At 62.9% G+C, this 22916-nt stretch carries 27 protein-coding genes; 19 read left to right on the top strand and 8 right to left on the bottom strand.

The window, feature by feature from the left end; all coding sequences use genetic code 11:
- Nucleotides 1-244: 244 nt before the first annotated feature.
- Nucleotides 245-466 carry a hypothetical protein gene (locus ACZ6SD_RS14260; protein ID WP_465317370.1) on the bottom strand — a complete coding sequence of 74 codons (222 nt, stop codon included), beginning with the start codon at nucleotides 464-466 and terminating at the stop codon, nucleotides 245-247.
- Complete coding sequence (locus ACZ6SD_RS14255; RefSeq protein WP_465317369.1) at nucleotides 463-2199, bottom strand: deaminase; 1737 nt, start codon at nucleotides 2197-2199, stop codon at nucleotides 463-465. Before ACZ6SD_RS14255 ends, ACZ6SD_RS14260 begins: the two co-directional genes overlap by 4 nt.
- A gap of 601 nt (nucleotides 2200-2800) precedes the next feature.
- Between ACZ6SD_RS14255 and ACZ6SD_RS14250 the strand changes: the two genes are divergently transcribed.
- Nucleotides 2801-3817, top strand: a complete 1017-nt coding sequence (locus tag ACZ6SD_RS14250; protein WP_465317368.1) for a pPIWI-associating nuclease domain-containing protein — start codon at nucleotides 2801-2803, stop codon at nucleotides 3815-3817.
- A gap of 100 nt (nucleotides 3818-3917) precedes the next feature.
- Here the strand turns inward: ACZ6SD_RS14250 and ACZ6SD_RS14245 are convergent, their stop codons facing one another.
- Nucleotides 3918-4472 (bottom strand): ImmA/IrrE family metallo-endopeptidase, encoded by a 555-nt coding sequence (locus ACZ6SD_RS14245; RefSeq protein WP_465317367.1) that lies wholly within the window; start codon nucleotides 4470-4472, stop codon nucleotides 3918-3920.
- Nucleotides 4473-4498: 26 nt separating this feature from the next.
- Complete coding sequence (locus ACZ6SD_RS14240) at nucleotides 4499-4789, bottom strand: helix-turn-helix domain-containing protein (protein ID WP_465317366.1); 291 nt, start codon at nucleotides 4787-4789, stop codon at nucleotides 4499-4501.
- A 482-nt stretch (nucleotides 4790-5271) separates the two neighbouring features.
- Here ACZ6SD_RS14240 and ACZ6SD_RS14235 point away from each other — a divergent pair, with 482 nt between their 5' ends.
- The 11 genes from ACZ6SD_RS14235 to ACZ6SD_RS14185 all read left to right on the top strand — a co-directional run bounded on the left by ACZ6SD_RS14235 (nucleotide 5272) and on the right by ACZ6SD_RS14185 (nucleotide 14807).
- Nucleotides 5272-7440 carry a type IV secretory system conjugative DNA transfer family protein gene (locus tag ACZ6SD_RS14235; RefSeq protein ID WP_465317365.1) on the top strand — a complete coding sequence of 723 codons (2169 nt, stop codon included), beginning with the start codon at nucleotides 5272-5274 and terminating at the stop codon, nucleotides 7438-7440.
- 176 nt (nucleotides 7441-7616) lie between these two features.
- Entirely contained in the window at nucleotides 7617-8435 is an 819-nt protein-coding gene (locus ACZ6SD_RS14230) for a replication-relaxation family protein (protein ID WP_465317364.1), read from the top strand.
- Nucleotides 8432-8656, top strand: a complete 225-nt coding sequence (locus ACZ6SD_RS14225) for a hypothetical protein (protein WP_465317363.1) — start codon at nucleotides 8432-8434, stop codon at nucleotides 8654-8656. The genes ACZ6SD_RS14230 and ACZ6SD_RS14225 overlap by 4 nt, the downstream gene beginning before the upstream one ends.
- Before the next feature lie 65 nt (nucleotides 8657-8721).
- On the top strand, nucleotides 8722-9042 hold the full coding sequence (locus tag ACZ6SD_RS14220; protein WP_465317362.1) for a hypothetical protein: 321 nt from the start codon (nucleotides 8722-8724) through the stop codon (nucleotides 9040-9042).
- Nucleotides 9039-9302 (top strand): hypothetical protein, encoded by a 264-nt coding sequence (locus ACZ6SD_RS14215; RefSeq protein ID WP_465317361.1) that lies wholly within the window; start codon nucleotides 9039-9041, stop codon nucleotides 9300-9302. Before ACZ6SD_RS14220 ends, ACZ6SD_RS14215 begins: the two co-directional genes overlap by 4 nt.
- Before the next feature lie 127 nt (nucleotides 9303-9429).
- The gene (locus tag ACZ6SD_RS14210; protein WP_465317360.1) at nucleotides 9430-10206 is read left to right on the top strand and encodes a hypothetical protein; all 777 of its coding nucleotides are present in this window, start codon (nucleotides 9430-9432) and stop codon (nucleotides 10204-10206) included.
- A 110-nt stretch (nucleotides 10207-10316) separates the two neighbouring features.
- Entirely contained in the window at nucleotides 10317-11300 is a 984-nt protein-coding gene (locus ACZ6SD_RS14205) for a DUF932 domain-containing protein (protein ID WP_465317359.1), read from the top strand.
- 64 nt (nucleotides 11301-11364) lie between these two features.
- Nucleotides 11365-12453, top strand: coding sequence for a DUF4192 domain-containing protein (locus tag ACZ6SD_RS14200; RefSeq protein ID WP_465317358.1), 1089 nt, complete (start codon nucleotides 11365-11367; stop codon nucleotides 12451-12453).
- Nucleotides 12440-12859 carry a hypothetical protein gene (locus ACZ6SD_RS14195; protein WP_465317357.1) on the top strand — a complete coding sequence of 140 codons (420 nt, stop codon included), beginning with the start codon at nucleotides 12440-12442 and terminating at the stop codon, nucleotides 12857-12859. Before ACZ6SD_RS14200 ends, ACZ6SD_RS14195 begins: the two co-directional genes overlap by 14 nt.
- A 90-nt stretch (nucleotides 12860-12949) precedes the next feature.
- Nucleotides 12950-13123, top strand: a complete 174-nt coding sequence (locus ACZ6SD_RS14190; RefSeq protein WP_465317356.1) for a hypothetical protein — start codon at nucleotides 12950-12952, stop codon at nucleotides 13121-13123.
- Nucleotides 13124-13157: 34 nt separating this feature from the next.
- Nucleotides 13158-14807, top strand: a complete 1650-nt coding sequence (locus tag ACZ6SD_RS14185) for a recombinase family protein (protein ID WP_465317355.1) — start codon at nucleotides 13158-13160, stop codon at nucleotides 14805-14807.
- A 62-nt stretch (nucleotides 14808-14869) separates the two neighbouring features.
- Here the strand turns inward: ACZ6SD_RS14185 and ACZ6SD_RS14180 are convergent, their stop codons facing one another.
- On the bottom strand, nucleotides 14870-15880 hold the full coding sequence (locus tag ACZ6SD_RS14180; RefSeq protein ID WP_465317354.1) for a hypothetical protein: 1011 nt from the start codon (nucleotides 15878-15880) through the stop codon (nucleotides 14870-14872).
- A gap of 38 nt (nucleotides 15881-15918) precedes the next feature.
- Here ACZ6SD_RS14180 and ACZ6SD_RS14175 point away from each other — a divergent pair, with 38 nt between their 5' ends.
- From ACZ6SD_RS14175 to ACZ6SD_RS14165, 3 genes are all read left to right on the top strand, one after another.
- Nucleotides 15919-16062 (top strand): hypothetical protein, encoded by a 144-nt coding sequence (locus ACZ6SD_RS14175; protein ID WP_465317353.1) that lies wholly within the window; start codon nucleotides 15919-15921, stop codon nucleotides 16060-16062.
- A gap of 217 nt (nucleotides 16063-16279) precedes the next feature.
- Nucleotides 16280-16993 carry a DUF6308 family protein gene (locus ACZ6SD_RS14170; RefSeq protein WP_465317352.1) on the top strand — a complete coding sequence of 238 codons (714 nt, stop codon included), beginning with the start codon at nucleotides 16280-16282 and terminating at the stop codon, nucleotides 16991-16993.
- Nucleotides 16990-17487 (top strand): hypothetical protein, encoded by a 498-nt coding sequence (locus ACZ6SD_RS14165; protein ID WP_465317351.1) that lies wholly within the window; start codon nucleotides 16990-16992, stop codon nucleotides 17485-17487. The genes ACZ6SD_RS14170 and ACZ6SD_RS14165 overlap by 4 nt, the downstream gene beginning before the upstream one ends.
- A 38-nt stretch (nucleotides 17488-17525) precedes the next feature.
- On the opposite strand, the gene ACZ6SD_RS14160 is transcribed toward ACZ6SD_RS14165, so the two are convergent.
- Entirely contained in the window at nucleotides 17526-18005 is a 480-nt protein-coding gene (locus tag ACZ6SD_RS14160) for a hypothetical protein (RefSeq protein WP_465317350.1), read from the bottom strand.
- Between the two features lie 395 nt (nucleotides 18006-18400).
- Nucleotides 18401-18865, bottom strand: coding sequence for a DUF2690 domain-containing protein (locus ACZ6SD_RS14155; RefSeq protein WP_465317349.1), 465 nt, complete (start codon nucleotides 18863-18865; stop codon nucleotides 18401-18403).
- A 381-nt stretch (nucleotides 18866-19246) separates the two neighbouring features.
- On the opposite strand from ACZ6SD_RS14155, the gene ACZ6SD_RS14150 reads away from it, so the two are divergent.
- From ACZ6SD_RS14150 to ACZ6SD_RS14135, 4 genes are all read left to right on the top strand, one after another.
- Complete coding sequence (locus ACZ6SD_RS14150) at nucleotides 19247-19582, top strand: PadR family transcriptional regulator (protein WP_465317348.1); 336 nt, start codon at nucleotides 19247-19249, stop codon at nucleotides 19580-19582.
- Nucleotides 19582-20475 (top strand): hypothetical protein, encoded by an 894-nt coding sequence (locus ACZ6SD_RS14145; RefSeq protein ID WP_465317347.1) that lies wholly within the window; start codon nucleotides 19582-19584, stop codon nucleotides 20473-20475. Before ACZ6SD_RS14150 ends, ACZ6SD_RS14145 begins: the two co-directional genes overlap by 1 nt.
- Before the next feature lie 83 nt (nucleotides 20476-20558).
- A complete protein-coding gene (locus tag ACZ6SD_RS14140) occupies nucleotides 20559-20747 on the top strand; it encodes a DUF397 domain-containing protein (RefSeq protein ID WP_465317346.1) in 189 nt (62 codons plus the stop codon).
- 167 nt (nucleotides 20748-20914) lie between these two features.
- On the top strand, nucleotides 20915-21556 hold the full coding sequence (locus ACZ6SD_RS14135) for a hypothetical protein (protein ID WP_465317345.1): 642 nt from the start codon (nucleotides 20915-20917) through the stop codon (nucleotides 21554-21556).
- A gap of 34 nt (nucleotides 21557-21590) precedes the next feature.
- Here the strand turns inward: ACZ6SD_RS14135 and ACZ6SD_RS14130 are convergent, their stop codons facing one another.
- On the bottom strand, nucleotides 21591-22700 hold the full coding sequence (locus tag ACZ6SD_RS14130) for a hypothetical protein (protein ID WP_465317344.1): 1110 nt from the start codon (nucleotides 22698-22700) through the stop codon (nucleotides 21591-21593).
- Nucleotides 22701-22916 lie beyond the last annotated feature (216 nt).

Raw genomic sequence — 22916 nt, 5'->3', positions numbered from 1 at the left:
AGCTGACTGTGCCTACGGGGAGAAGGCGCCGAATTCAATCGTTTCAGCCGTGGTAGACACATCACCGGACCTTGGCCGGACTGCCTAGACCGGCGGATATGTGTTCACATTGGCGAATCGGGGCTAATGCGAACTATACATCTGGGCTCTAACATAAAAAACCACACTCTCTAACGAGCATGTGGTGAGGAATTTATTTCCTTACTAATGTCAGACGCATTCAGTCAGGCGAGTTGCATACCGATCATTCGGAGTCGAGAAGCGGCATATGCCCCGCCCTGATAAGGGCGTCAGCCAGTTCTGCCCCATATTTCTTGACGTCGATTACGTCATCGAAGATGTGACGAACTTCAGCATGGGATAGTTCAGGCCCATTTGCGCCGGGCATCAACTTGTCCAGTAGGCCGGAGCCAACTACGGCCTCAGCGAACTCTGAATTGACACGACTAACTTCAGCATTAATCACGGCTTCTCCTTAGGTTTTTCGCGAGAGTGTACCACCCGCTCAAGACGGCTCAAAAGCTTCAGGAACATCTCTTCTTTTGCCTCTTGCGTAGCGAGTTCTATACTGCCGAATGTTTGACTAAAGATGCTAGGCCTCACTTTGGCCTCGTCCGCTTTCCATGTTACCCGCTTGCCATTGAAAGTCAATTCTTCAATCGGCGCGCCCGGCTTACTCTCCTCTCGTCGAGTAATGCGCACATCATCTTCTCTCCTAGCAACCCACGAGAACAAGTCGGCAAATCTACGATAACTGAATCCAGCAAACGGCTCAAATGACACTTTGTTGCACTCCTTCCCCTGGTGTGCAATCAGCGCCACCGAGTCGGATTGCAATTCCCAACCCTTACTCTTCGGGTATGGCTCCAGGTAGACAACGCGATCAATGCCCGCCGCGATGATATTCCGAGTACATTCGTGACAAGGTAGCGTGGTGGTGTAGAGAGTACCTTCCCCTATTCTTACCCCTATGCGAGCTGCGCCCGTTATTGCTACCATCTCAGCGTGAGCAGAGCGGGTAAACTCAATTATATCGAAGACCCGACTACCGCGCACATTGTCGTTATTGAGAATCTTCAATATCTGCTCATCGCTTAGTGGGACATGGGGCTCCAGCTTTTCTCCATCCCCAGGAGGGTAAGACAACATTTTTTCTTCATGCAACCGACGTAGCAGGTCCGACAAGATTTGAGCCCGCATAACCTCACTAGGGTCTTTACCTTCCACCCATTCCCGTGCATCAATAGGACTTTCGGCATGATAAACACCTCCACCCCATTTCGGAACCTCGTTAGTGCCGACCGCAACAATTTGCTCTTCTACCATTACGGCCGCACCAACCTGGCGAGCCAAACACGCCGTCGTCAGAGCCATGTCAAATGCTACCGCCATGCCAAGCTCATCGAGCGTTGGCGTGTGGAAAGGATAACCAAGGATGCATTCAACGAGTCGCCGAATTATCCGTCGGGTCTGCCGCGCATCATTACTGCGCACAAAGACATCAGAATGTTCCATGGTTCGAGCTACTGCGACACAAAATTTTTTGGGCCGCCCTGTGGACCCAAATAGCCCGGCATCACGATTAACCGCACGGATGGCCGCCACTTCGGACTCATTCCCATCCAAACCAGCTCGCTCAAACCGAAGTTTGAGATTGTTGATGCGGTCTATTCTCGGAGCATCACAGCCGATTACAAAAAGTCGTTTGTCGTATAGTTCGCGTAGCCTGCGAACCTCCTGTGGCATCACAAGCTTATCGATTATCAAAGCGAGTGGCTTGCCATCTGTCTGCTGGCGCAACAGCCGTATGTTGGTGCATGCTTTCATAACCAGTATCTCTGGGCGCTCGAACTTCTGCCGCAACTTATCGCCCTCCTCCATGAGCGCTTCATACCGCTCGGCTTCATTCTTCCAGTTCTGAGGAAGTGCGGCGCTCAGTTTGACCTTTTTCGTAACGTATCCAGACGCCGATAGCGCTGATTCCAACTCATCAACGAGTACTGTTACATCTGCACCCACCGTACGCACAAGCGCAAAGGCAAGTTCAGGTCTAGCGGTAGAGCCTTTGACGTCGTCGGTTAATTTTTTGACTCGCTCTGGCAACTCAAAATCCGATTGAGTATCCTCCAGTTCCGACTGGAATATGTCGTCAGCACCGACTAGGCCGGGTGCGGGCGTGACGCCCTCCTGTGAAGTCATGCTACTAAAGTAAGCGAGAGTCCAGGTGGAAATACCCTTCACCGCACGAACTTCACTCGTTAGTGTTGCCGTTCGAGGGCCTGCGAAGCTACGCCAGCCGTAAGCTTCTGATCATTTGAGTGATCAATGTGGGCCATCGTCAAGAGCCTTTTTAAAATGAGGACGCCTAGCCGACGCCAGAGTTCAACAACGAGAGGCTCTTCCAGTCGTCAAGCGCAAGCGCCGTCTGTCGGTCCCGCCCCGTACGCTTGACCTGGCTCAGTCGATCGGCTGACAGGACAGCGGTGAGGTAGCAGCGATGACGGATAGTGATGGTAACCCTCCGGTTGGTGAGGACGCACCGGTTGCGACCCCTAAGGCCAGCAAGCCCAGGAAGCGGCGCTCTCGCTCAACGCACAGTCCTGCCACCTGGCCAACGCCAACCATCGTCAACCCGTACGTGCCATCTCTGGGGGGCATCACCAACCTGCCATCTTGGGGCGGAATACCAGCTCTCCGCCCTCCGGTCGACGTCACTAGGTCGATGCGAGCGGCCGAGGAGGCCGCCCGCTCGGTCTTCGCTGGAACGGTAGCGCGACAGCAGTCTCTTACTGAATCAACGATGGCACAGATCTTTCATTCGCTTGGTACTAACACTACGCTGGCTGCGGCTTTTGATGTTGTTGACCGGGTAACGCCTGTTTCCACCCTGTCGGCACAATTGGTCGTAACTCTCGGGCTTGCCAACGCAGTTGGTGACAACTCTACGGCTACTTGGCGCACCTCACTTCTCGCTATGAACCATATCAAAGTTGCTATCGAGCCCACGGTGGGGTTGCCGATCAAGGCACTTGCTGAACAGCTCGGCCATGTCTCACGGCAGACGAGCACGCTTACGAGTTGGGCAGCGCATCAAAACAACCTGGTAAGTCTCATTAGTCCGCTGGGCTCTGGTGCCATAGATGCTTGGAAGGGGCAAGTGCTCGACCTTCCTGAGAATCCCAGTCGGTATGAATTGCGTAGCTCCATCTTGAGCGGGAAGACTGCGCTTGGTATCACTGGCGCGGATATTCTCACATCTGCCGACCTGGTCGAAGATGTGCTTAGCGAGGCTATTGAGCAGGTTGATAAGGATGTGATCGAGCCTTATGAGCAAGGGCGATTGGATACCACTCGGGAGCTATATGCGGCTTTGTCGAACGTCGACCCGAAGCTTGCAGAACTACTCAATGGCGCTTGGGATGATCTAAATAGGCGAGGGCCTGCAGCAGCTGAGAAGGCAGCCAACTGCGCTGTGGAGGTCATAGATCGGACACTACGCGCGATTGCCCCTGACAATGCCGTAAGGGCTTGGCATCGGGAGGGAAACCGTTCAGTGAAAGAGTGGGAAGGCATAGATCCCACAACCGGGAAACCGCCTCGCGCCCTGCGTATTTACTTTGCGCTTCGTAGCCGAAAGGACCTTACAGGTGTGATGACTGCCGAAGCTGCTTGCCTCGTGACCCTGCGGTCTCGTCTTGGTAGTCGCCTGGAGGCTGCTAAGCACGCCTCCGCGAGCGACATACTGGCAGTTCGCGCTCTTGTACTGGGCGCTGAGAACTTCCTGGCTGGCCTATTGCTAACGGAATATGGCTCTTAACTCCAACTCGGGGCGCATTACGTGAGTCATCTCAGAAGAAAAGGCATGGAATAAGCCCTCACGGCAGAGCCGTGAGGGCTAGAACCGCTTCGGGCCTCGCTCACCCGCAGATCTTCTCGTGCTGCAGAAGCCCTAAAGATCGCAGCCGGAAAGCCATGGTCCCCACGTCCACGCCGAAGCGCTCGGCCAGGATGTCGACATCGTGGTGTCCCGCCCGCCACAGCTGCTCGATCCACTCCTGTGGCAGGGTCAGGCAGGTGGCGAAGTACTCGGCCACGAAGTGCCGTCGCACCCCGGGCGCCATAATATTTTGGTGGGGGTACATCCCGTCACCAAACGGCTGATCAAGCAGAATCTTCAGCTGGTGAGCCGCGGTGGCCTGCCGGCCCGGGTCATCCTGACTGGAGTACAGGATGTGCCAGGTACCGTCGCGCAGGACGAGCGCGCCAACCTCATCGACGGACGGTTCGTACGTCATCACCACGCCGGCCCGTTGGGCTAGCTCCACCACCGGCACCGGCGGCACCACGATCCCGCCCAGCCGCAGCAGCTTCAAGGCTTGGACCTCGGCGATGGTCAGCGCTTCGTTGTGGGACAGTTTGCGGTTCGGCACGATGGCCGTAACCAATGCTAGATCTATGGATTGCTCACCCATGAATCCCCCTTATGTTCTCACCTCACTTATTTGCGTGTCCGGCGTTGTTTCACCAGGGCCAGCGCGTAGCGCCGGATCGACTCCGTGTCCTCGGAACTGAGGCGCACGCCCTCTTGGAGTTCAACTTCGTTGGCCCAGACCTTGTGCCACGACGGAAGCTGGCCCCCATCTTCGAGGAGGGCCAGGCGGTAGTCATCGACATCCTGGTTCAAGGTGGCGGCCAAAGCCAGCAAGACGTCCCGGCGCGGCGACTTTATCTTGCCCGTTTTCAGCTTGACGATGTAGCTCTTATGAACACCACAGCGTTCGGCCAGCATCGTCTGATCAAGCGACTCGAATTGTCTCAAGCCCTGGTCAATCAACCGGCCAACCTGAGTCCCAGGAGCTTCGTTTGTCTTCCCCATCCCCAGTTACTCCCGTAATGTCAGTTTCGATTGTAAATCACAGTTGCCAAAATCGTCAACTATGCACTGTCGCCTGAGAATGAAGAGTGCTGCCCAAGTAGCCTAATTGGCCAACGTATAGGCTCTTCTCGGCTTATGACGAAGTGAATGCCGGAGTTTTCCACAGGCCCATTGTTCCCCAAATAGGCAACTCTTGTTATAACTAGTTGCAAGGACCGAGCACACTACGGTCCGTCTAAACGGTCTGCTGTTGTTGCCAATATGGTCAACAGTGACCAGGGGGTTAGATGAGTCCTGTTTCTCTTCTTCTTACGGCTACGGGTCTGGGCGGTGCCACTGTTGGTTTCGTCTGCTATGCCCGTTACCGCGATCAGCTCGCTCGGGACCAGGGCCGGGTGGTGTACCGCCTGGAGTTGCCCGCGGACGCGGCCCTGGAGTCGGTGTTGGCGTTCGCGCGCACTCTGACGGCTCTGCGCCCGCCCGTTGGTTCGCTCTTGGGCCGGGACAGCGCGGTCTTTGAAGCCGTCCGCCGCCACGGTGTGACCGAGTTTTGGCTGCGAGTGCCGCAGCGGCAGACGGACCGGGTGCTGGCGCAGCTGCGGGGCCTCGTGCCCGGCGTGCGCGCCACGGTGGTGGACGAGCCGCCGCGGCCGGAGCTGATCTGGGTCCGGGAGTTGCAGTTGCCGAATCCGGCCGGGCTGCTCCGGAGTGAGCAGCCGGAAGCGTTCGCCCGCAGCCTGCTTCACGCTCTGGCCACCGCCCGGGACGATGAAGAGTTGGTCTACCAGTTGGTGGCTTCCTCGCTGGGTAGTCCGGCCACGGTGCCGCTGCGGCCCGCGCCCGGCCTGGTCATCGGCCCGCGCTGGGTGCAGTCGGTGACCCGGGCGCTCTCGCGCAGCCACCGGTCCTTGGACGCTCGGACCGCTGGCCAGCGGTGGGGCAAGCTCGGCGAACCGTTGTTCGGCGTCGCTCTCCGGGTCGGTGCCCGGGCCGCCAGCCGCGGCCGGGCCCGGCAACTGGTCAGCCATGTGGTGGGCTCCGTCCACCAGCTGGACCGGCCGGCCGCCGCTTTCGTCACCCGTCGCGGCCTTCAGCGCTCGGCGCGGCGTCGCTTCCGCCGGGCGGCCACGCCGCTGCTCCACGCCCCGGTGCATGTCAACGCCCGAGAGCTGGCGGTGCTGGTGGCCTGGCTGGCTGGCCCCACGGTGCCGGGGTTGCGCGTAAGCCCGGGCCGTCCTTTCCCGCCTGCCCGCGAGCTGCCCGCTGCGGGCTATGTCCTCGGGCGCGCCACCTACCCGGGCTTGGAACGGCCGGTGGCCCTCGCCCCGGCGGACGCCCTCATGCACACGCTCGTCACCGGCCCGACCGGTTCGGGCAAGTCCACGGTGCTGCTCGGTCGCCTGACGCAGGCCGCCGCCGCGGGCGAAGCGGTGGTCTTGATCGACCCCAATGGCGATTTGGCCGCTGATTTCGTGGACCGCTTGTCCCCGGAGCGAGTGGGTGACCTCATCTTCCTCAACCCGGCGGATGACCGGGCCGTGGCCCTTAATCCGCTGGCCGGTCCGCCGGAAGAGGCCGAGCTGGTGGCGGACCAAATGCTGGAGCTGATCCGCGACCGGTCCGACTCCTGGGGTGTGCAGATTGACGAAACGCTCAAGGCCACGCTGGTGCTCTTGGCCGCCAGCCCCGGCATGACCCTGACCGAGGTCCCGGCCGTGCTGCTGCACCCGGGCTTCCGCGCTCACCTGCTGACCCGCTTGGACCCGCCGCTGGCGCCCACCGTCGGGGAGTTCTTCGCCCGCTTCGAGACCCGCAGCTCCGCTCAGAAGGACCAGGACGCCGCCGCTGTGCTGAACAAGGTCACGCCGCTGCTGGATCGCCGCTCTATCCGGGCCATGCTCGGCCAGGCCGACCCGACGTGGTCCATGCGTGAGGTCATCGACGGCGGCAAGCTGCTGGTGTTGAGCCTGCCGGGCGGGGTGGTGGGACCGGTGGCCGCCGACCTGATCGGCGGCATGGTGGCCCAAATGGTCTGGAACGCCGCCCTGGGCCGCGCCGCCCTGCCCCACAGCGCCCGCCGCCCGGTCAGCCTGGTCATTGACGAGCTGCCGCGCTTCGTCCGGGGGAGCTTCGGCCTGACGGACGTGCTGGCCCGGGCCCGCGCCCAGGGCATCGGCCTGACGGCCGCCCTCCAGTACCTGGCCCAAGTCGCCCCGCCGCTGCGCAGCGCCCTGCTGAGCGAAGCCCGCTCCAAGATCGTGCTGCAACCGGCCGCCGAGGACGCGGCGCTGCTGGCCCGCCACCTGCTCGGCGTCCGCCCGGAAGACCTGCTCGGCCTGCCCCCGCGCACGGCCCTGGCCAGTCTGGTGGTGGACGGTCGGGTCATGGCTCCCGTCACGGTGGCCACGGCCCCGCCCCCAGCCCCCACCGGCAGCGGCCGGGCGGCGCGGGCCGCCTCCCGCTCCCGCCACGGCCGGGACCTGGGCACGGTCGAGCGGGCCATCCAGCAACGCCGCCGTTTGGGCGAGGCGCCGGGGCCGCGGCGAACCAGGAGGACGCCATGACGACTTCGCCCCTGTCCGTAACCCTGTCCGCACCGGGCGCGTGTCCCGGCCGGTTTGGCCCGGCCGCATGGCCCCAGATCGGCCCCAGCCCGTACGACTCTTCGTCGCCTCGTGCCACTGGTCTTTGGTTTCTGCGCTTGCGCCTGCCCGTCTTGTTGCCTGATTGGAGGTCTCTCGTGCCCTCTCCCCGCCGTCTGACCGGTTCTCGCCTCGCCCTGCTGGCCGGCACCTTGACCCCGCGCGAGCAGCGGGTCCTCATGGCGCTGGCCGCCGTGCACGCCGCCACCACTGACCAGGTGGCCCGCAGCGTCTTCACCACGGACCGCTCCGCCCAGCGGTTGGCTCGCCGTCACCTCCAACGCCTGATCGGCTTTGGGTTGGTGCGCCGCTTCCCGGATCGCTCCCGTGACCGCCGCGCCGGGGCGCCCGGCCATGTCCACGCCCTGACGGCGGCGGGCCTGCGCCTGGCGGGCGGGCGGCACGCCATCGGCCGGGGTCAGCGCCGCGCCTGGCGCCCGTCACAGCCGTTCCTGGCCCACCGGCTGGCCATCTCCGAACTGTTCGCCCGGCTGCGGGAGCAGCACGCCCGGGGCGGCCCGAAGCTGCGGGAGTTCCGGGCCGAACCGGACTGCTGGCGGCAGTACCGCGGCCCGGCCGGGGAACATCTCATCCTGCGGCCGGACGCCCTGGTCCGCCTGGCCGTCACCGCCCGCGAGGAGAACGCCTGGTTCATTGAAGTGGATCTCGACACCGAGACGCGGCCCGCCACCATCGCGGCCAAGTGCCGGGCCTACCAGCGCTACGAGCGGTCCGGCCAGGAGCAGCGCCGCCACGGCGTCTTCCCGGGCGTGGCCTTCATCGTCCCCAACCAGGCGCGGGCCGCCGCCATCCGCCGCGTCATCGCCCGCCAGCCGCCGGGCGCGCGGTCGCTGTTCACCGTCGCGCGGGAGGACGAGGCGCTGGCCGCCCTGGCCGCGGTGGAGGCCCCGACATGAACCAGCAGCCGCGCGCTCCCAGCGCCGCCCCACCACCGAGCCCTGACCACCGCATGGCCGCCGCCCTGGCCACGTTGACCGCCGTCATCGCCGAACTGGTCCGCTTGTCGGCCGAGAACCGGGCCATCCCAGCGGCCTACCTCGACCTCCTGCGGCTGCGGCGCGCTCAGCTCTCGGCCGCGCTCGACGCCCTGACCCGCTTCCACCATCCCGAGCCGTAGTCCGAACCGGCCTGACACCCCCGCACTGGAGGCCCGCCACCACTAATCCCCAAGGAACCATCCCTATGTCCTCACCCCACTTCCCCATCCCCAACGAAGTTCGCCTGCGCCAGCAGTTGACACGCGCCAAGCTGCGCGGCCGGGTCATTGGCAGCCGCACGGCCCGCGAAGTCGCCGGCTGGCACGCCGAGGCCATTGGCCCGGGGTTTCGCACCTTCCTCACGACCGGCGTGGTGACGGGCCGCCTCTACACCGAACTGGGCCGCCTGTACGACTTCCGCGAACCGGAAGCCGCCCGCTGGCTCGACAACCTGACGCGCTTCGTGCTGGCGCAGCCCGTCCTGGTGGACCGGCGCCGGTCCGGCGGTGAGGAGGTGGCCTCATGAACGGCACCACCGTCACGGGCTACCGCTACCAGGAGGACGTGTTCTGCCCGGCCTGTCTGGACGAACTGTTCCTGTCCTACGAGCTGGCGGCCCGCCCGCAGGAGACCACCGAGCAGGCGCTTAACCGGCTCGCCCGGGCCCGCGGCCTCAACCGCCACGACCTGGATGCCTACAGCTCGTACGACTTCCCCCAGCCGCTGTATGTCGCCGACACGAGCGAAGCCGACGCCTGTGTCCAATGTGGCCGCCCGCTGCTGTAGCCGGGGTCAGCGGCCCCGGCGCGAAACCGGTCCGCCACACCCGCGCTCTCTCGCCCACAAGCGAGATGGCGTGGGCGTGGCCCACCCGGGTCACGAATCGCACCTTTACAGGCAAAGGAGTCTGGTCATGACTCACCAGACCGACGAGCCCCAGCGGCTCGACACGGTGGTGGCCTCGCTCACCACCCCCCGGCTCGTCCTGGCGGACGACACCGAAGCGGTGGTCTTGCCGGCGCTGCACGGCCGCCCCTACCGGGTGTGGCGGCAGGGCCGGATTGAAACCTGGTCCGCCTACCGCCTTGTCTCGCCGGTCACTGACCTGGCCCAGCAAGCCGAGGCGCTTGGCCGGATGACGGCCAGCCTCGACGCGCTGCACTGGGACTGCCAGCAAGCGGCCGCAGCGCAAGCCAACGCCCACGCCCAGACTCTGGACGCCGTGCGCGACTACGCCGTGAACGCCCACTTGGACGGCAGCATCTGTCGGGAGGGGCTCAACCGTTTTCTCCGCACCTTCGATCTGGTCGAGTACGAGCCGCGTGTGCGGCTCAGCTACGCCCTGTCCGGCCACGTCACCCTGCTGGAAGCGAACCCGTATCTGGCCCGGGAAGCCGTGCTCAGCCTGCTCGACGCCGACCTTGATGACGTGGACGACGTGCAGCCGGACTCGGCCGAAGCCATCCGGTCCATCCAACGCACGGAACCCACCACGGTGGACGAAGGCCTCGGCACCCGCGTCTGGTTCACCCTCAACGGCAAGTACATCGTGGAAAACGACGACAAGGGCTACGCCGAGACCGACTGCCGCAATCACCTGGAACCGAACCTGGCGGCGCTCAACGGCCTGGTGCCGAACTCGGTCAGCTTCCGCTTCGAGGACATCTCCACCGAGCTGGTGGACGACTAGCCAGCCTCGCCCGGGTTCCCGCCTCTCACGCGGGAACCCGGGCCTCTCCCTCCCGTCTCCGCCCGCACCCGCGGCGGCGAGCCGAGGGTGAGGACCGCGAAAGGATCACCATGTCCGCCGATCTTGAGTCCATGTTCTCCGTCCGCGAGCTGCCCTGGCACCGTGACGGCCTCGTCCTGCAGGACTACCCCGGCACCTGGCCGGAGGCCCGCCAACTGGCGGGGCTGGACTGGGACCCCATCACCGAAGCGGTCTACGCCCTGGTCGGCATGAACGACGACGGCACGCCGCGCTACGAGGTGATCGAAGGCTGGCAACGCATCGCCCGCTCCGACACCGCCCAGACGTTGTGGATCAACCGCGACAGCTACACCGTCATCGACCACAACCAGATGGGCGAGATCGTCGAAGCCGTGTTGGCCCAAGCCAATGTCCAGTGGGAAACAGCCGGCGTGCTCGATGAGGGCCGCGCCGTCTGGTGCCTCGCCCGGCTCGATGAACCCATCGAGTTGCCGGGCGACGACACCATCACGCTGCCCTACATGGCCATGACCAACCGGCACGGCATCCCGGGCGCCTGCACGCTACGCGCCACCGCCGTGCGCATCGTCTGTGCCAACACCTTCCGCGCCGCTGAACTGGAAGGCGAACGCACCGGCACCACCTTCTCGTTCTCCCACCGCAAGAACTGGCGGGACCGCATCGAGGAAGCCCGCCAGGCCGTCACCGGTGTCCGCCGCGAGATGCGCGCCTATGTCCAACTGGCTCACGAGCTGCTGGACCTGCGCGTCACGCCCCGGCAGCGGGAACTGTTCGTCACCGAGTTTCTGCCCATGCCCCCGGAGGGCCTGGTCACCGACCGCGTGGTGCGCAACGTCGAAGACGCCCGCCGGGCCCTGCGCGGCATTCTCGCTTCCCCCACCACGGCCCAGGTCGCGGACACCGGCTACGGCCTCGTCCAAGCCGCGGGCGAATACCTCGATCACGTCCGGCGCTCCCGCAGCTGGGAAACCAAGCTCGGCCGCACGATCATGCGGCCGGAACCGTTGAAAGCCAAGGCCTTGACCCTCGTCCGCGAAGTGGCCACCGCCTGACCTGTCACCCCCGCCGCCCGGACCAGCCGGGAGGCTGGCCCGGGCTTGTCCCGAAAGGCCCACCATGTTTGACGACGACTCGGTTGTGCGTGTCGAACTGCAAGGCGGCAACGATCTGATCGCCGCCCTGCCCTACCTCATTGGCCACCACCCGTCCGATCTGGTCGCCGTGGCGGCCCTGAGCAGCGACGACAGTCCCCGGCTCATGGGAGTCATCTGCCGCGATCTGGCCACAGGCGCGGACGTCGCCGAGCTGGCGGAGTCCGCCGCCACGGCCATCGCGGCCGGTGGCGCCACGGTCGCCATCGCCGTGGTCATCGCCGACGGCCTGGTCGACCAGTTGCCACACCGCGACCTGGTAGACGCCCTCACGGCCGCCCTGCCCCCGCGCGGCATCGCGCTAGCGCACGCGGTCTGGACCGCCTCCACCCTGCCCGGCACCCCGTGGCGCTGCTACGCCGACAAGGACTGCGGCGGAGTGGTGGCCCCAGGGGACCAGAACGCGCTGGCCCTGGCCACCATCGCCGCCGGCCGCGTCATCTACGGCAGCCTGGACGAGCGCCAAGGCTTGCTGCGCCCCGACCCCGACAGCCAGTCGCCCCAGCGAGCGGCCGAAATCGCCCGCCTGGTCGATGAGGCGGACAACGCCCGCGTCCGCGGCGAAGCCGTCGACGCCTACCTGCTGGGCTTGGTCGGGGACGCCATCGCCGCCGCCGAAGCCGGCACGCTCCACCTGGACGACGTCACCATCGAAGCGCTGGCCACGGCGCTGTACAGCCCCGAAATCCGGGACGCCTTCCTGGCCGTCGGCCTGACAGACCAGGCCGTGGCCGCCGAACAACTCTGGATCGGCTTGGCCAAGGCAACGCCAGCGCCCTACCGCGCCGACCCCACACTCCTACTCGCCACCTCGGCCTATCTACGGCGAGACAACCCCCTCGCACACCAAGCCCTGACCGAGGCTCTGGAAGCCGAGCCGGACAACTTCCTGGCGCTGCTGCTGCACATGGCCATTGACTCGGGCCTGCCGCCCGAACTGGTGGCACCCGAGATCACCACCATGGCGGCTAACGCCCGTCAGCACATCGAGAAGCAGACCACCGCCCTCAGCCAGCCGTCACCCCAGCCAGGAACCCCCGATGAAACGCCCTAGCGAGTACACCCACATCGCCGCCTGGGGCCGACTGCTGGGCTCCAGTGACTGGTACATCCAAACCCAGGCCCAGCTGGCCGCCGCCGAAGACGCGCCCCTCAACGCCACCTTCCGCCGGGAGGACGGCACCTGGGCCACCACCGACGACATCGTGCGCACCAGCACCCGGCAGCAACTCGGCCTGCCGGCGCTGCCACCCCGCGACCCTGACCTGACGTTCCTTGTCCCCGAACTCCGCACCGCGGTCCTGTGGACCGAGTTCTTTCACCATGACTATGGCCTGACCACCGTCGAGCAACTCGACGCCACCACCCTGGTCATGCGGTTCTCCACCGGCTGGAGTATCCAGCTCAAGCTGGAACTGCTGGCCCCTGAACCACCGCACGAGCCCGATCAGACTTCATAGTTCGACCGGCTCGCCAGCTCGAACCACCAGGCTCTTCGGCACCTGCCGAGGAGCCTTTTTCTTACCTCATCAATCAATGGAGTACTTTATATGCCTCCCCTTGACCAAGACCACCACAACCGCGTCGCCGAACTGCAACGGCTCTTACAAGCCAGAAACAAACGCACCTACACGCGCGCCGAGGCGACGCGCATTTTGCATGGACTCGCGCAGCTTATGACCACGCTGGCCACCATCGAGTACAACCACAAAAAGAATAAATGATGGTACATTGGACCTATAAGGGACAGGAGGTGATGTGGAACGAAAGTTACCAGCTGTAATCCAAGCGCGCGTCTCAAGCCGCGAGCAGAAGATGGAAGGTTTCTCCTTATCAGCGCAGGAGAAACTGCTGCAACAGTACTGCGATCAGCAGGGCTTCAAGCTCACCCGAGCCTGGTCTATCGCGGAAACCGCTTCAAAGCCAGTCCAACGTCGGCTGTTCCGCGAAATGATGGACTACGTCCGCGCTCACGACGTCAAAATTATCGTCGTCGAGAAAGTCGACCGACTCGTCCGATCCTTCGTCGACCTCGTATCTATCGACGAATGGCTGGAGGAAGACGGCGAGCGGCGGGTTCACTTCGTCAAAGACTCGATCGTCTTGCACCGCGGGGCACGCTCACAGGAGAAATTGAATTGGGGCCTACGAGTACTCCTGGCCAAAAACTTCATCGACAACATGAAGGAAGAGGTGGCCAAAGGCATCCAGGAAAAGCTCGCCATGGGTGGCCTGCCAGGAAAGCCGCCGCCTGGTTACGCGGCCGTGGGCGATATCGGCCGGAAGGAGTTGGTCCCTGATGAGATGGCACCCTTGGTGGCTCAGATGTTCCACCTCTACCTGGCATCGAAGCATTCGCTGTCTTCCTTGACACGAGAGATGAAACAGCGCGGACTACGCACGAGGACGGGACGGCCGATCGTCGCCAGCTATATCCGGATAATGCTGGCCAATCCGATCTATATCGGCAAGATTCCCTGGGCTGGACAGGTATACGAGGGGCATCACCAGCCATTGGTTGATCCGGCTCTGTTCGACGCCGTTCAGGACAAGCTGGCCAGTCGTCGCCCGGCTGTCAAGTATCAGAAACGTGACGCCCTCTTTCGGGGGCGGCTCGTGTGCTCCGATTGCGGACGCACGGTCAGCTGGGAGCTGCACAAGAAGCGACTGTATGGAAAGTGCAAAGGCACCTGCCAACGGCGGCGGTACCTGCGTCAGGACTGGCTGGAAGAGACCATCACCCAGAAGCTCGATGGGTTCATCGCCCCTTCGCAAGAAATCGTAGAAGTGGCGATTGCACACGCCCGGGCCGACCTTACCGCGGTAAGCCAGGCAGAACAGGACAGAAGAAAAACGCTAGAGCGTCGCCTAGGAGAACTTGATCGCCGAATGTTGATCGCTTACGACGACCGTCTCGACGGCCGCATTACCGCCGAGCGCTACGACGATCTCGTGACGAAGTTCAAACAGGACCAAAAAACGATATCTGACGAGCTTAAACGGCCTCAGCAAGACCCGGCAGCCATCCTCAACCAGAACATCGACTATGTTCAACTGTGCCTCGAAGCTGGTCAAAAATACCGGCTCGGCGGGAAAGAAAACAGACGATCGTTGCTTGACACAATATTTTCGAACTTCACCCTCGAAGGTGAGTTCTTGGCTTGGAACTGGACCGAAACCGCCGCCGCTGTCGCCAAGACCGTGGACGATGACCATAAGCTGCATGATGAATTCGAACCGGACGATTTAGGCTCTACAAAACGACAAGAGGCCCTTACTCGGGCCTCGTTGACTACTTGGCAGGGCTTGTTGTCCGACCTTCGAATCGCAGAAGACCGACACACGCCGCACCCGAACCAAGAATTTCACCCCTTGCCAAGCTCCAAACAGCGCCTCAGGCGAGGTTAATCCTCGACCTGTCAGAAGCACCACAGTGATGACCAGTCGAAGCGGCACTCTACCGCTGCCCGCTACTCCCCAACTATCCGAACAGAGGCGCGAGCCGCATCACGTCGAAAGTTTGACTCCTGCGTGTAGGACCATTCGGGAAATTCGCTATTCCATAGTCGATGACGCTCAGACCATGGCTTGTCTGCGTTGTCAACTTCGGCGAACACCGCCAGCCGTAAGTGTTTCACCGATAGCGTCCTGAGTCGATCTACCCCTAGCTGTTGCTGCGCTCGCTTGTAAGCCTCGGCGACTTCTTGCGGTGTCGCCGCGGGATCAATGTCAAGTTTGATGCGACGAGCCCAGGGGAGGTCGTAGCCATCTCGATTTTTAACCATTATGGTGGACATTCGCACCGGGGCAATAAACGGGACAACGCCACAGACGACAAAGACCGTTGCCTGGACAGGCTGCCAGGCGAACGCATCGGCGAGGGAGTCAGCGAGAAGCCTCAGCCGATCCAGCACGCCGCCAGCCGCAACGCCCTGCCGCCGTACCCACTCGTCACCCGGCAGGGCGTAGTCCAGCACCCGGGCCGACACATTGATAGGTCTCAACCTGCTGATGGGCGGCTCCACTGTGTATCCGCCGCCGTCAACCGGCAGAAGCTCAGCGCCAGTCGGCAACGTCATCGTCAGATCCCTGGTAACAGGCCCCTGCGCTTCCACCTGTGCCCGCAACCATCCCTCAAACCCTGACCACGGTACGAGTCCGTCAGGCAGATGGTCGGCGCGGAACGCAACCACCGCGCGGTCCCGCTCAGCGTGATCGCTGACGAGCTGAGACAGCGCCCACGCGCGCTCCTGGCCTGCTGACGGCCCTGTGTGGCGCTCGATGAACCGGGCCTCACGCCGCGGACGCGCTGAACCAGCCCGCCGGACCTCCCGAGCGTCCTTGACCAAGCTGTCAATGGAGCCCGTCACCTCGGCGTCACCGGTATATCCCCGCTCGACGAGGTGCTCCCAGAGTTCGTCAGTGACATCGAACGCGAGTTTCGCCTGAAGCCGGTCACGAAGGCTGCCTCGTTGCATCACTTAGTGAGCTTACAAGCTGATGCAACACCATTGGTGGCATGACGAGAAGGAAGTCCCCGATCGAGGACGCCACCCGTACTGTCGCCCGGCTGCGGCGCCTCGCCGTTGAGGTCACCGTTCTCCTTGCCTCGTTGGCTGGGCTGGCAACCACGGCGATGGCCGTCATCGAACGATTTGTTTAGGTAGGTACCGGCAGGCCTTGGTGCTTCGCCTCGTCGACGACCACGGCCGCGTAGCAGAACGCAGACAGCCCAACCGAAGGTGGCGAGATCGGGCGGCCGGTTGGACGCGCGGTGGCGCTTGGCGAGTTCCCCGACGCCCGGGACCGCTGGTTGAGCTGATGGGTGTCGTAACAACGCCCCGGCCGTACCCGATGCTTGCCACGACGGAGGGAGCGCTGTGCTTGATGAGGCTGGCGCGTTCGCGGCCCAGCACCGACTCCTCGACCGCCTGGTACTCGGCGACTGGCGCGACGAGTCCATCATCAGCCTGCGGCGGTACTTCGCGGCCACGGGCCCGGCCGAGGAACTGTTCGCCGGTCGGTACTTCGAGCGGTTCGCCGGGGGCGGGGACGAGGCCGCGGTCTGTGACACCGTCACCGCGGCGGACGTCCTGGCCCTGGGTTTCCTCAACATCCGCCCCACGCCCGCGTTCGTCCTGGCCATCATCGAGGAGCGCGCCGCCCAGCTGTCGGAGCTGCTGGCGCGGCTCCCGACCGACCTCGACATGCACCAGGCCCCGTACGAGATCTACGCCCGCGACGGCGCTACTTACCACGCCTGGGACCTCATCCGCACAGCGGGCGGCCGCGATATGTGGGTGACGGCCAACAAGCTGCTCGCCCGTAAGCGCCCGCGGCTACTACCGGTCTACGACTCCAAGGTCAGGGATCTCCTCGGCGCACCGGCCAGCTTCTGGGCCTGCCTCTGGACCTGGTTCGCCGGAGACGCCGCCCGTGCCGCCCACCTGCAGACCCTCCGCGCGGCGACAGGCGGCCTCGACGACATCAGCCTGCTCCGCTGCCTGGACGTCGCCCTGTGGATGAGAGCCACCGGCAAAGGCGGACCCAAAGCAACAGCGTCGCTTCATGCGACAACGACTGGGGCGCTGTGAAAGAAATCGGCCTGTGGGAAGCCTGGGGCCAGTGGGCCGCCGGTGATCCCGCGCTCAGGGACGCCTACCTCTGGGGCCTGAAGGTCCTGTGGTGGGCCAGGCTCGGCAAGTTCATGGCCTTCATCTCCGGCCTCGTGCTTATCGTCGACATCATCGGGCCGGACAGAATCCTCGCTCGCATCAAGGAGCGGGTGGCGAGCGGCTACTTCGACGCCTGGAAGGTAGACCGTCGGGCGGTTAAGCGCAGCATCATCGGGTTCTTGGGCATTTATTTCCTCGTCCTCCTGGGGGCGATTTTCCAGGTTGACTTCGCCTTGCTAAGCGTGTTGACGGTTATATTCCTCGCTTCGGTTCCGGCCCTGATGGCGATAAATGGTCTGCAACGTTACGTGTTGCCGTGGTTGTTCCAACAGGACCGCGTGCTCAAGGCGGTGCGGGCAGCAAGTTTGCTGACCTTCGTTGTCGGATTTCACTTCGATATGCTGGGCTCGTAAGGGACGTAGCGGGCCACGGCCGGTCTCTTCCGTGGTCGTTACGGCAACGCGGTCACTGGGTCACCCGAGACGGCCGCCACGATGCCGAGCGCCGAGCCAGTCAGCAAGATGATGTTGAGCGCGGCCACAACCACCGCGATGACCTTCTCTTTCCTGGTCATGGCCGCGTTCCACGTCCCGTACGTGATGGCGGCCCCGAGGATCGCCGACACGATCAACGCCAGCAAGAACGAGCTTTCCGCGCCGGGGAACGGCACACTCAATATCTGAAGCACTAGCGTCAACACAACTGCCACCCCCGGAAACGTGAGCGATTGCGGCGTGAAGAACACGCCCTTGGGCACCTCTGGTTGCCCTCCGTCGCCGCCAGGGCCGGGTGGTTCCGGGCCGTCAAGCGGTTGGCCATCTCCTCCTGGGGAGGGAGCTGGTCCGCCGAGGTCGACCGACTTAACACGAGTTCGCTGCAGCAGGTTCATCAGATCCTCCAAGCCGAGAGACTTGGCTGTGATGTCGCTCACGTTCGCGTACTTGTTACGTCTGCCCGCAGAGCGCGAAGTGACCGCTGGCGCCCGATCATGCGATGCGAGACCAAGCGCCGAATGGTTAACAGGTAGGAGTGTTACCTGAGTTTACAGCCCCCCAAGATTCTCTTGGCTAGCCGTGATCGGCATCTCGACCGCATCGCAGTAGAGCGAGTAATCGCGCGGTTCTAAGACGGTTGATCTGGGCTATTGCCCAGTCTCCGCAACGTAGGCCGTTGCTGTCAGGACCTGGGCCGACCTGGTGTGATGATCACCCTAGGCCGACCCAGGCAACTCGACGGACAGCGTTGCAACACCCCGAGAATCAGCCTATACCTGTGGGCTTACATGCCGGAGAATTGTATGCGCGCTTTTCGTCGCAATTCCCCGCGTCAGCAGCCGCTCGAGTTCAGTACGACCTCCCAGGTACTACCCCCATTCCAGTCGGCCGCGCCAATCGCACAGTTCGAACCCGGCGAATAGACCATATTTCCCCAATGAGTTCCTGCCGATGATGAGGCGAAATAGCTGACACTCACTCTCCTGTTCCGGTCTTCGACGTAGAGTTGCAATTTCCCATCTGGACGGGTGCTACCACCGGCGTAGGACCCCACGTGCACCCAGTTTGTTTTGCACACAGTGGAATAGCGCAGGATGAAGGTGCCCTTCGATGACGTCTGAGTATCGGCCGTGATAGCGCTATCGTCGCAGCCGGTTGCAGCAGGGTCCTTGTGGTCGCAGGCCGTTCCGCTACAGGTCACCGTGATAGATGCCGGATCAGCCGACGCCACCACAGGAGTTGTGGCGGCACACAGCAGTGCGCTCAATGGCAATAGCACCTTGATGAATTTCCGCATGAACTCAATCCTCCCAGGTTGTAGAGCACGTGGATTGGATCGCAGATTGACTGATCTTAACTGCTTCCTTCTGCGTTTATCCGCCCCGCAAGCATCTTGCTCGCAACTGCGCAGGCTTTCACAGGGTGAAAGTCCTGAACCACCCGATCGGATGAGATACGCCACCGTCCTGGCCGTCGTACTCGGCGCCCTGGCTGGCATCCTCGGTACCCAGGCCGACAGCGAGCCCCCTGGGGCACCAGGCGGCGCTAGCCAGAACCCACCCCCGAGAACCTAGTCAGTCCTGGCATCACCCAAGGTGACTCTGCGTGGCGAAGTTACTGATTAAGGTTGACCTGAACGGCTGAGGCTGTGCTTATCCGATCTAGGTAACGTAAGGTAATGACCAATACCAGGCGGGTAACTGGCCCGCTCTTGGACGTGCTGGAAGTCCTAGTGGACGCCTTCCAACAAGGCCAAGAGCCGCATGGCTGGACCATCATGAAGGCGATCAAGCGCTCCGGGCCGACCGTCTACGGCGTCCTGGAGCGGCTGGAGGAGTGGGGCTGGATCACCGGCACCTGGGAGGAGCTGCCCGCAGGCGAGAGCCGGCCGCGGCGCCGGTACTACCAACTGACGCCGAACGGCCGAGAGGAAGCGCAGACGTTGCTGGCTGAACGCCGGGCCAACCGCGTCAGTGCTCCCATCTTCCGCAAGCTGCTGCCCGGAGGTGCCTGATGGGTGGCTGGATCGCGAACCTGGTGCTGGGGTTGGTCCTCGGCCTGGCGGTCAACGAGGGCAGTGAACTGTCGCCCTGGCTGGCCCGGCGATTAATCAGATGGGCCGCGAACACCCGCTACCCGGACCGGATCGAGGAGCTTGAGGCGCTGATCCATGACCGGCCGGGAAAGCTGTCAAAGCTCATCACCGCCAGCGGCTTCGCCGTCGCGGCCTTGACCTACCGCATCACCCACCGCCGATCGGCCCACCGCATGAGCCTTGGTGGACGCTTGGGGGTCCGCCTCGGCTCGGCCGCGCTGGCCGCCGCGCTGTTCGTCGGCCAACTGGAGTTGGTCAGCCTGGCCGTCGACGACAAACTCGTGCCGTTCAGTGATGTGGTCGTGCCAGGCGCGGCGGTGCTGCTGCTGACGCTCCTCGCCCTGCTTCTCCCAGCGGTCCCATCGAAACTCGTTACCAGAATCAGCCTTCTGCTGACCGCGGGCCTAGCTCTGCCCTACTCGACGTTTCTCTACGAGTCGATCAACACTGGCATTAGCGTCGTCTACGCCAATCTGGCCACGTTTCCGGTACTCTGCCTGACCCTCCGAATGACGCGCAAGCTGCGTTTGCGAACTAAGGTGATCGCGGCCCTAGCCGTTAGCAGCGCCGTCCTCACCGGCGTGGCCTTGGTCGTTGATTCCGAGCTGGATATCGCCCCATGGCGCATGCTGGCTCTCAGCATTCTCGCGCTGGCGGCCGGGGCCTGCATCAGCGTTGGCTGGCTTGTCTTCCGCGCCATGAACGAATGGTGGGCCAAGCTGCTGCCGGTCGTGGAACTGCCGATAGCACCCCTCACTGCGAGTACTGACCTGCGGGCGGCTCCCGTCGAGGACGGAAGCGGCCGCGGGTGAAGGCCACCGGGCCTCCAGGCCGAGTTGCTGCCCGAGATCAAGGAGTCACCCAGAAGCAGTCCCGAGCGAGAGGGGTACCCGTCATGCAACCGAGCAACGCTCAACTTGGCTTGCGCTGGAAGACCGGCAGTTACAGCGGTAACGGCGCCAACTGCCTGGAAGCCGCAGTAGGCGCGGTGGTGGGCGTGCGCGACTCCAAGAGCCCTCACACCGGCCAACTCGTCTTCCAGCACCCAAGCTGGTCGCGCTTCACCCAGAGCCTCAAGCGGTAGCGGCTCCAACCCGCAGAACTCAACGGGCGACCCCAGCAAGCGGGGCCGCCCGTTAGCGTTGTTGTCCTCAAGAGGCTGGAAGACGCGCGTAGATCATCACCGCCAATACCGATGCGGAAGTTCCGCTATCCAATATGCTAGAATTGACCGAGAGTAACATACCCCAAGTGATGCCCACAAAGCGATATACAATCAAGCTTCGGTCCGCCCTGGCTCCTGCCGAGTGGTTTTTCCACGCGCGCAATATTCAGGATGAAGCGCGTCAGGCCGGTTACGAAATGCTTGCCGACGGCGATTCTGGGGAGGAGCAACGGCTGGAGCTTCTACAAGGACCGGCCACGGACACATTCGAGGGGGTTGTCGCCCGCCCTGACGGGGAGATTGATGAGGACGAAATCCACGCGATCATCGAACGCTACGCCCGGGAGCGTGAGACCGGGCTGGTGGTGAGGGAGATGTCATTTGAGCCTGTCGTTGGCGCGGAAGCGAGCGTGTTGTCCATCGCGCGTCCGAGTGTTAGGGGAAATGTTCATTATTATATAGAAGTCCAGCCGGCGCTGAGCCCGGCCAGTTGGTTCTTGCATGTTCGAAGCCTGGCCGAGCACATGGCCCGGGCGGGTTATTATCTGGACGACTTCAACGATGGATTTATTCTTGATAGAAAGAACGCGCTCACATCAGAGGGTCAAGATACCTTTGAAGGTTTCCTGGGGAGTGATCAAGCGATAGACCCTAGCGAGGCGCGCCGGCACATTGAGCGGTACTTGAAGAATCACCAGCTAGAGTTGGTCAATTTTACTACCGCTTAAAGTCTAACTGTTTTCTGTGGATGGGATCGCATCCCTAGTTCTTGTGCCGTCTAGAACGGCTTATTTCTGCGCCGCTAGGATCATATTTGATTTCTGTGATCCATTCTTCCCCATTACTACGCTCGTGACTCCAGTACGTGACACTTCCGTCGCTGTGGCGTTCTGACTGATCCTGTCCACTCGCGTCCCCACTACGCCACCATTGCCCAGTACCATCGCCCGACGGTGTTTTTTTAGGGCCAGCTGTAAGTCCTTGATTTAGACCCTGATCACTCCAGCGATAGGGCTGACCCGGACGTTCTTCGTGATCAGTAAAGTTCTGGGAACCATGAGGATCAAACGGATCACGCCGGTACGTGACCTTGCCGTAGGAATCCATGGCGTAGTGACCATGGCCGGGTCCAGTTGGTTCGCCAAAACCGCCGAAGTAGAGGTTGACCGTGCCGTCGGGTTCGGTTGATATCCAAACGTTGTCACGGTACTGGTACGGCACTCCGGCGCGTTCGGCCAGAGAGCGTTTGTCCTCCCTGCGCTTGCCCCTTTCGGACCGAACGGCGGTGAGGCGGGCCTGGAATGCGCCCTTCGTCCGGTCGAAATCGACCTTGGCCTGCTTAAACTCATCTCGCGCGCGTTCATGCTCTGACTTGGCGCGGTCGTGCTCGCTCCTAGCCCGGTTGAACTGGTCCCTTGCGCGCTCAAAGGCGGGCCGAGTAGCCTCGTGTCGATCTCGCGCGTCGCGAATTTCCTGAACGAGCTGTCGCCGTTCGGTGACGGCTTCATGGGTCTCCGCCTTGTATCTGTGACCTTCATCGGCGTACATGCGGGCTGAGGCTCCGTCGCGTGCTTCGTGAGCGGCAGAGGCGCTGTCGAACGCTCGCTTCATGTTCTCGTACGCAGCCTCCTGCTCCGAGTTCAGCGAGTCGATCCTTGGTCCGTTGCCAGAGCGTATTCGCTGATATTCCTGCCAGGCAGCGTTCTGTTCCTCGTGAGCCCGCTGCTTACCGTGATACGCCCGATCCATTGCCTCACGGGCTGACGAACGTCGGTCCCAGGCTCGATCCTGAGCCTGCCGCGTTTCCTGCATGCGTTGGAAGGCTCGATCCTGCTCTGCCTTCAATCGATCAAGTTCGGCATCCTGACCCATGTCATGCCACCTACTTGTGTAGACGGTCATCGGCGCGACGGACCTACCCGCTGATGCCGGTTCAGCCTGCTCGGACCCATGACGGCTGTTGCATAATCATCGTCCGCCTACCACACCCCAGTGCCGAGTGTGCCTTATCCATGCCAACAATGTTCACAGGTTGTGATAACTGCCTTCAGTTTGTCCGCGCCGACAATCGTCGATCTGGAACCTCTG

It is taken from the genome of Actinokineospora sp. NPDC051303 (assembly GCF_055586285.1).
The sequence above is the reverse complement of the archived record's forward strand: the minus strand, read 5'-3'. Positions and strand labels throughout refer to the sequence as shown.

What these genes read in the sequence shown, in the direction of transcription:
- ACZ6SD_RS14210 (WP_465317360.1), top strand. Translation starts at nt 9,430, where the DNA reads ATGACTCACCAGACCGACGAGCCCCAGCGGCTCGACACGGTGGTGGCC.
- ACZ6SD_RS14190 (WP_465317356.1), top strand. Translation starts at nt 12,950, where the DNA reads ATGCCTCCCCTTGACCAAGACCACCACAACCGCGTCGCCGAACTGCAA.
- ACZ6SD_RS14155 (WP_465317349.1), bottom strand. Translation starts at nt 18,865, where the DNA reads ATGCGGAAATTCATCAAGGTGCTATTGCCATTGAGCGCACTGCTGTGT.
- ACZ6SD_RS14215 (WP_465317361.1), top strand. Translation starts at nt 9,039, where the DNA reads ATGAACGGCACCACCGTCACGGGCTACCGCTACCAGGAGGACGTGTTC.
- ACZ6SD_RS14195 (WP_465317357.1), top strand. Translation starts at nt 12,440, where the DNA reads ATGAAACGCCCTAGCGAGTACACCCACATCGCCGCCTGGGGCCGACTG.
- ACZ6SD_RS14200 (WP_465317358.1), top strand. Translation starts at nt 11,365, where the DNA reads ATGTTTGACGACGACTCGGTTGTGCGTGTCGAACTGCAAGGCGGCAAC.
- ACZ6SD_RS14220 (WP_465317362.1), top strand. Translation starts at nt 8,722, where the DNA reads ATGTCCTCACCCCACTTCCCCATCCCCAACGAAGTTCGCCTGCGCCAG.
- ACZ6SD_RS14255 (WP_465317369.1), bottom strand. Translation starts at nt 2,199, where the DNA reads ATGACTTCACAGGAGGGCGTCACGCCCGCACCCGGCCTAGTCGGTGCT.
- ACZ6SD_RS14225 (WP_465317363.1), top strand. Translation starts at nt 8,432, where the DNA reads ATGAACCAGCAGCCGCGCGCTCCCAGCGCCGCCCCACCACCGAGCCCT.
- ACZ6SD_RS14130 (WP_465317344.1), bottom strand. Translation starts at nt 22,700, where the DNA reads ATGGGTCAGGATGCCGAACTTGATCGATTGAAGGCAGAGCAGGATCGA.
- ACZ6SD_RS14145 (WP_465317347.1), top strand. Translation starts at nt 19,582, where the DNA reads ATGGGTGGCTGGATCGCGAACCTGGTGCTGGGGTTGGTCCTCGGCCTG.
- ACZ6SD_RS14150 (WP_465317348.1), top strand. Translation starts at nt 19,247, where the DNA reads ATGACCAATACCAGGCGGGTAACTGGCCCGCTCTTGGACGTGCTGGAA.
- ACZ6SD_RS14250 (WP_465317368.1), top strand. Translation starts at nt 2,801, where the DNA reads ATGGCACAGATCTTTCATTCGCTTGGTACTAACACTACGCTGGCTGCG.
- ACZ6SD_RS14175 (WP_465317353.1), top strand. Translation starts at nt 15,919, where the DNA reads ATGACGAGAAGGAAGTCCCCGATCGAGGACGCCACCCGTACTGTCGCC.
- ACZ6SD_RS14140 (WP_465317346.1), top strand. Translation starts at nt 20,559, where the DNA reads ATGCAACCGAGCAACGCTCAACTTGGCTTGCGCTGGAAGACCGGCAGT.
- ACZ6SD_RS14245 (WP_465317367.1), bottom strand. Translation starts at nt 4,472, where the DNA reads ATGGGTGAGCAATCCATAGATCTAGCATTGGTTACGGCCATCGTGCCG.
- ACZ6SD_RS14205 (WP_465317359.1), top strand. Translation starts at nt 10,317, where the DNA reads ATGTCCGCCGATCTTGAGTCCATGTTCTCCGTCCGCGAGCTGCCCTGG.
- ACZ6SD_RS14240 (WP_465317366.1), bottom strand. Translation starts at nt 4,789, where the DNA reads ATGCTGGCCGAACGCTGTGGTGTTCATAAGAGCTACATCGTCAAGCTG.